Source organism: Streptomyces sp. SM1 (assembly GCF_002910825.1).
In the GTDB taxonomy this organism is placed as follows: Bacteria; Actinomycetota; Actinomycetes; order Streptomycetales; family Streptomycetaceae; genus Streptomyces; species Streptomyces okerensis.
This window is the reverse complement of the sequence record NZ_NEUB01000564.1, coordinates 1-5624: the sequence shown is the minus strand read 5'-3', so window position 1 is coordinate 5624 and position 5624 is coordinate 1. Positions and strand designations below refer to the sequence as shown.

6 protein-coding genes are annotated in these 5624 nt (G+C 69.4%); all 6 read right to left on the bottom strand.

The genetic code is table 11. The features are described 5' to 3' along the window. Positions 1–800 (bottom strand): TetR family transcriptional regulator (locus B9S61_RS13765; RefSeq protein WP_258039646.1); only part of this gene is annotated, 800 nt, incomplete at its 3' end. A gap of 311 nt (positions 801–1111) precedes the next feature. Next, positions 1112–1891 (bottom strand): succinate dehydrogenase iron-sulfur subunit, encoded by a 780-nt coding sequence (locus B9S61_RS13760; RefSeq protein WP_103542517.1) that lies wholly within the window; start codon positions 1889–1891, stop codon positions 1112–1114. Then, complete coding sequence (gene sdhA, locus B9S61_RS13755) at positions 1891–3645, bottom strand: succinate dehydrogenase flavoprotein subunit (protein WP_103542516.1); 1755 nt, start codon at positions 3643–3645, stop codon at positions 1891–1893. Before sdhA ends, B9S61_RS13760 begins: the two co-directional genes overlap by 1 nt. 19 nt (positions 3646–3664) lie before the next feature. Then, positions 3665–4147, bottom strand: coding sequence for a succinate dehydrogenase hydrophobic membrane anchor subunit (locus B9S61_RS13750; protein ID WP_103542515.1), 483 nt, complete (start codon positions 4145–4147; stop codon positions 3665–3667). Positions 4148–4152: 5 nt separating this feature from the next. Beyond that, positions 4153–4533: a succinate dehydrogenase, cytochrome b556 subunit gene (sdhC, locus tag B9S61_RS13745; RefSeq protein ID WP_103542514.1), complete on the bottom strand. Its 381-nt coding sequence runs from the start codon at positions 4531–4533 to the stop codon at positions 4153–4155. 201 nt (positions 4534–4734) lie between these two features. Beyond that, on the bottom strand, positions 4735–5376 hold the full coding sequence (locus tag B9S61_RS13740; RefSeq protein ID WP_103542513.1) for a 2-oxo-4-hydroxy-4-carboxy-5-ureidoimidazoline decarboxylase: 642 nt from the start codon (positions 5374–5376) through the stop codon (positions 4735–4737). Positions 5377–5624 lie beyond the last annotated feature (248 nt).

Here is a 5624-nt window from a genome sequence, read left to right as displayed (position 1 = left end):
CCCTGCGCGCCGGGCGTTCCCGTCTCCGGGGGTGGCCCCTGCGCGCCGGGTGCCCCCCGCTCGCCGGGCGCCGCCTTCGAGGCGGGGTCCGGCAGCGCCCTCGTCATCCCGGGCAGGAACTCCGTGAACAGCTCGTGCACCTCCCGGACCAGCGGCCGCAGCACCCGGAAGCGGGCCAGGGCGACACCCCGCACGGTGAGCCGGGCGCCCCGCTCGGCCAGCCGGTAACTGCGCTCCCGCCCCTCGGTGCGGTCGAAGATCCAGTACAGGCACAGTCCCATCTGTGACAGCCACATCAGCTCGGGCAGGATGTCGCGCAGTTCCGCCGGGACCTTGGTCCTCGTCCCGGCCAGCACCGACCGGTGCACGCTGATCGCCTCCACGCGCGCGTGCTCCGACTCCGGGGAGAAGGGGCTGAGGGGGCTGTCCGGGTCGGCCGCGTTCTTGAAGAACTGCACCGCGAACTCGTGGTACGGCGTGGCGATGTCCAGCCACGCCTTCAGCACGCCCGCGAGCCGCGCCTCCAGGTCGGTCTCCCGGGCCAGCACCTCCCGGGTCGCCACCTGGTGCTCGGCGGCGATCCGGTCGTAGAAGCCCTGGATCAGGTGCTCCTTGCCCTCGAAGTAGTAGTACGCGTTGCCGACGGAGACCCCGGCCTCCTTGGCGATGGCCCGCATGGTCGTCTTGTCGTACCCGCGCTCCTGGAACAGCCGCATGGCCGTCTGGAGGATCAGGGCGCGGGTCTGCTCGGACTTGCTGAGTGCGGCGCCGTCGTCGGGGCCGTCGTTCTTCGCGGACACGGGAACAGAGCCTAACGTCCGGGGGCGGACGGCCCACGGCACGGTGCAGGTGCCCGCGCCGCAGGTCGCGGGGGTGTGCGTCCACCCGTCGCGCGGATCGTACGTCCACCCGTGCCCCCGCCGGTACACGACGCCCGCCCCGCCCGGGCCGCGCCCCGCGCCACGTGGCGGCGGCCGGTACCGCGCCCCTGACGACCCGGGCGGCGGCGTCCCGGTACACCTGACCACCGTCGCCCGAAGGCATGGCACATGCCCAAGGGCCCCGTTTCCGGCAGAAACGGGGCCCTTGGGCGTACAGCGAACGGCGAACCTCAGTAGCGGCGCGTGATCAGCGCACGCTTCACCTCGGCGATCGCCTTGGTGACCTCGATGCCGCGCGGGCAGGCGTCCGTGCAGTTGAAGGTCGTGCGGCAGCGCCAGACGCCGTCACGGTCGTTCAGGATCTCCAGGCGCTGCTCACCGGCCTCGTCACGCGAGTCGAAGATGAACCGGTGCGCGTTGACGATGGCCGCCGGGCCGAAGTACTGCCCGTCGTTCCAGAACACCGGGCACGAGGACGTGCACGCGGCGCACAGGATGCACTTGGTCGTGTCGTCGAAGCGCTCGCGGTCCTCGGCGGACTGGAGGCGCTCACGCGTCGGCTCGTTGGTGTCCTTCGTGATCAGGAAGGGCATCACGTCCCGGTACGCCTGGAAGAACGGCTCCATGTCCACGACCAGGTCCTTCAGGACCGTCAGGCCCTTTATGGCCTCGACCGTGATCGGCTTCTCGGGGTTGATGTCCTTGATCAGCGTCTTGCACGCCAGGCGGTTCTTGCCGTTGATCCGCATGGCGTCGGAGCCGCAGATGCCGTGGGCGCAGGAACGGCGGAAGGTCAGCGTGCCGTCCAGATCCCACTTGATCTTGTGCAGCGCGTCGAGGACGCGCTCCTTGGGGTCGATCTCCAGCTGGAAGTCTTCCCAGACCGCGTCCGCGGAGATCTCCGGGTTGAACCGGCGGATCCGCATCGTGACGGTGATGTACGGGGAGTCGGCGAAACCGGGCTCGGGGGAACCGGCCGCGTCCGACTTGTCGAGAACGGGGGTAGCCATCAGTACTTACGCTCCATCGGCTGGTAGCGGGTCTGGACGACCGGCTTGTAGTCCAGGCGGACGGTCTCGGAGCCGTCGGCGCCGACCTCGCGGTACGCCATCGTGTGGCGCATGAAGTTGATGTCGTCGCGGTGGGGGTAGTCCTCGCGGTAGTGACCTCCGCGGGACTCCTTGCGGGCGAGCGCCGAGACGGCCATGACCTCGGCCAGGTCGAGCAGGTTGCCCAGCTCGACGGCCTCCAGCAGGTCGGTGTTGAACCGCTTGCCCTTGTCCTGGATGGCGACGTTCCTGTACCGCGCGCGCAGCTCGGCGATCTTCTCGACCGCCGTCTTGATCGTCTGCTCGGTGCGGAACACCATGACGTTGGCGTCCATGGTGTCCTGCAGCTCGCGGCGGATCTCGGCCACCCGCTCGGTGCCGGTGGAGGAGCGCAGCCGCTCGATCTGCTCGACGACGAGCGACTCCGGGTTCTCCGGCAGCTCGACGAACTCGGCCGTCTGCGAGTAGTCCGCCGCCGCGATACCGGCCCGCTTGCCGAACACGTTGATGTCCAGCAGCGAGTTGGTGCCCAGGCGGTTGGCGCCGTGCACCGACACGCAGGCGACCTCGCCGGCCGCGTACAGACCCGGCACGACGGTGGTGTTGTCCGCCAGCACCTCGCCCTGGACGTTGGTCGGGATGCCGCCCATCGCGTAGTGGGCGGTGGGCTGGATCGGGATCGGGTCCGTGTAGGGCTCGATGCCGAGGTAGGTCCGCGCGAACTCCGTGATGTCGGGCAGCTTGGCGTCCAGCTGCTCCGGCGGGAGGTGGGTGAGGTCCAGGTAGACGTGGTCGCCCTCGGGACCGCAGCCGCGGCCCTCGCGGATCTCCGTGTAGATGGAGCGCGAGACGACGTCGCGCGAGGCGAGGTCCTTCATGACCGGCGCGTACTTCTCCATGAAGCGCTCGCCGTCCTTGTTGCGCAGGATGCCGCCCTCACCGCGGGCGCCCTCCGTCAGCAGGATGCCCATGCGCCAGATGCCGGTCGGGTGGAACTGGAAGAACTCCATGTCCTCCAGCGGCAGCCCGCGCCGGTACACGGCCGCCTGGCCGTCACCGGTCAGCGTGTGCGCGTTCGACGTCACCTTGAAGAACTTGCCGGTGCCGCCGGACGCGTAGATCACGGCCTTCGCCTGGAAGACGTGGATCTCACCGGTGGCCAGCTCGTAGGCGACCACGCCGGCGGACTTCCTGACGCCGTCGACCTCGGTGATCAGCTGGTCCAGGACGTAGAACTCGTTGAAGAACTCCACGCCCTCCTTCACGCAGTTCTGGTACAGCGTCTGGAGGATCATGTGACCGGTGCGGTCGGCCGCGTAGCAGGAGCGGCGGACCGGGGCCTCGCCGTGGTTGCGGCTGTGACCGCCGAAGCGGCGCTGGTCGATGGTGCCGTTCGGCGTCCGGTTGAACGGCAGGCCCATCTTCTCCAGGTCGAGGACCGAGTCGATGGCCTCCTTCGCCAGGATCTCGGCGGCGTCCTGGTCGACCAGGTAGTCACCGCCCTTGACCGTGTCGAAGGTGTGCCACTCCCAGTTGTCCTCCTCCACGTTGGCCAGCGCGGCGGCCATGCCGCCCTGCGCGGCGCCCGTGTGGGAGCGGGTGGGGTAGAGCTTCGTCAGGACGGCGGTGCGGCTGCGCTTCGTCGACTCGATGGCCGCGCGCATGCCCGCGCCGCCGGCGCCGACGATGACGGTGTCGTACTTGTGGATCTTCATATCTCTCGCAGCCCCGTGCCTAGCGGATGTTCGGGTCGAAGGTGAAGATCACCAGCGTGCCCAGCAGGATGGTGAACACCGTGGCGGTGTAGAGCAGGCCCTTGAGCCACAGCCGGATGTTCGGCCGCTCCGCGTAGTCGTTGATGACCGTGCGCAGGCCGTTGGCGCCGTGCAGCATCGCCAGCCACAGCATCAGCAGGTCCCAGACCTGCCAGAACGGCGAGGCCCAGCGGCCCGCCACGAAGGCGAAGCCGATCTTCGAGACGCCGCCGTCCAGCACCAGCTGGATCAGCAGGTGGCCGATGACGAGGACGACCAGGACGACGCCGGACAGGCGCATGAACAGCCAGGCGGCCAGCTCGAAGTTGCCCCGGGTGCTCTTGGGGGTCTTCTTGGTCCGCTTGCGCGGGGGCTCGATGACCGGTGCCGGGTTGTCGACGGAGTAGAGGGAGGCGCCCTCGACGGGGCCGATGCCCGCGGCGTTGGTTTCAGTCGTGGACATGGGCGTCAGCTCCCGAACAGTTCACGAGCGGCGTGGCCGAGCACGGGGTAGATCGCCCCGAGCATCAGCACGACCCAGACGGCGACGACGGTCCAGAGCATCTGCTTCTGGTAGCGGGCGCCCTTGACCCAGAAGTCGACGGCGATGACACGCAGGCCGTTGAGCGCGTGGAAGAGGATGGCGGCGACGAGGCCGTACTCCAGCAGCGCGACGATCGGCGTCTTGTATGTGGCCACGACGGTGTCGTAGGCCTCGGGGGACACCCGTACGAGAGAGGTGTCCAGCACGTGAACGAACAGGAAGAAGAAGATGAGGACGCCGGTGACTCGATGAGCCACCCAGGACCACATTCCTTCCCGGCCGCGGTACAGCGTTCCAGCCGGCACGGAAATTTCCTCCGGGAGCGGGGGTCGGGGCCGCGCCGGCTTTCCTTGTCGGTCGGGCCCGGCCGGGTACGGTCCACCGGCCCCCAGCATGGTAGCGACGAGTACCTGCGGTGCTTACGGGGGGCCTGCCGGTGTGATCAAACTTGCACTCGAAAAGGGGGTGCGCGGGATTAGCCGGACACAGAGGTGGGGGGTATGCGGTCAATTGCCGGATGCGGCTCCGTCGGGGCTTGTCGCGCAGTTCCCCGCGCCCCTGACGATGCTGGTCAAGCGCCCTCTTGCCAGGCTCCGGAGTTCCTCCGCCGCTACGGCCCGCTCCTCGTCGGGATCGTTCGTCAATCGTGACCGGATGTCCGTCAGGACCCGGTCCAGGGCTTCGTCCTCGGGGACGCCGGCCAGGGAGATGACGAGCACGTGCCCGAATTTGGCCTCGTAGGCCGCGTGCGCCGCGCTCAGGGCCGTGTGGGCGGCCGTGTAGGTGTCCTCCGGGAGGGCGGGGAGGGACTCCGCGGCCAGGGCCTCCGCGAGTTCCTCGGCGGAGAGGTCGTACGCCGCCTCGTCCGCGGCCGCCAGGAGGGACGCCAGGTCGGGGTAGGGGCGGTGGCCGGCGAGGCGCAGCGCCCAGCGGAGGCTGTGCAGACAGGCCAGAAGGGCGTGCTCGGCGTCCCGGGCGGGGGCGGTGTTGAACCGCTCCAGCGGGGACGCGGGGCCGGGCTCGCCGCGGGACTGCGCGGGTATGGCGACTCGGCCGGGGAGGTCTGGGAGACGGTGCGCGGGCAGCGTGGGTCCTCGTGGGCGTCGCGTGAGTGTCGGTGGAAGATGCTGTGAGAGTGGTGCCGTCACGTTATCGAGTGCGTGCGCGACGTGTCCGATCGGTACCCCGAATTCACCCGGACGGCAGAGTTTCGGATCAGCTCGTGGACACCCCTCACCCGAACGGGTCGTACGTTGGCGGAGTGAGTCGGCACAGGCAGCAGAGGCAGCGTTCGGAGCGCAGGCGGCGGCGCGGGCACCGCTCGGTGGCGGGGGCGGTGCGGGAACGCCGGGTAGACGACCGGTTCCAGTCCGGCCGCGGGACGCTCCAGGGCGGG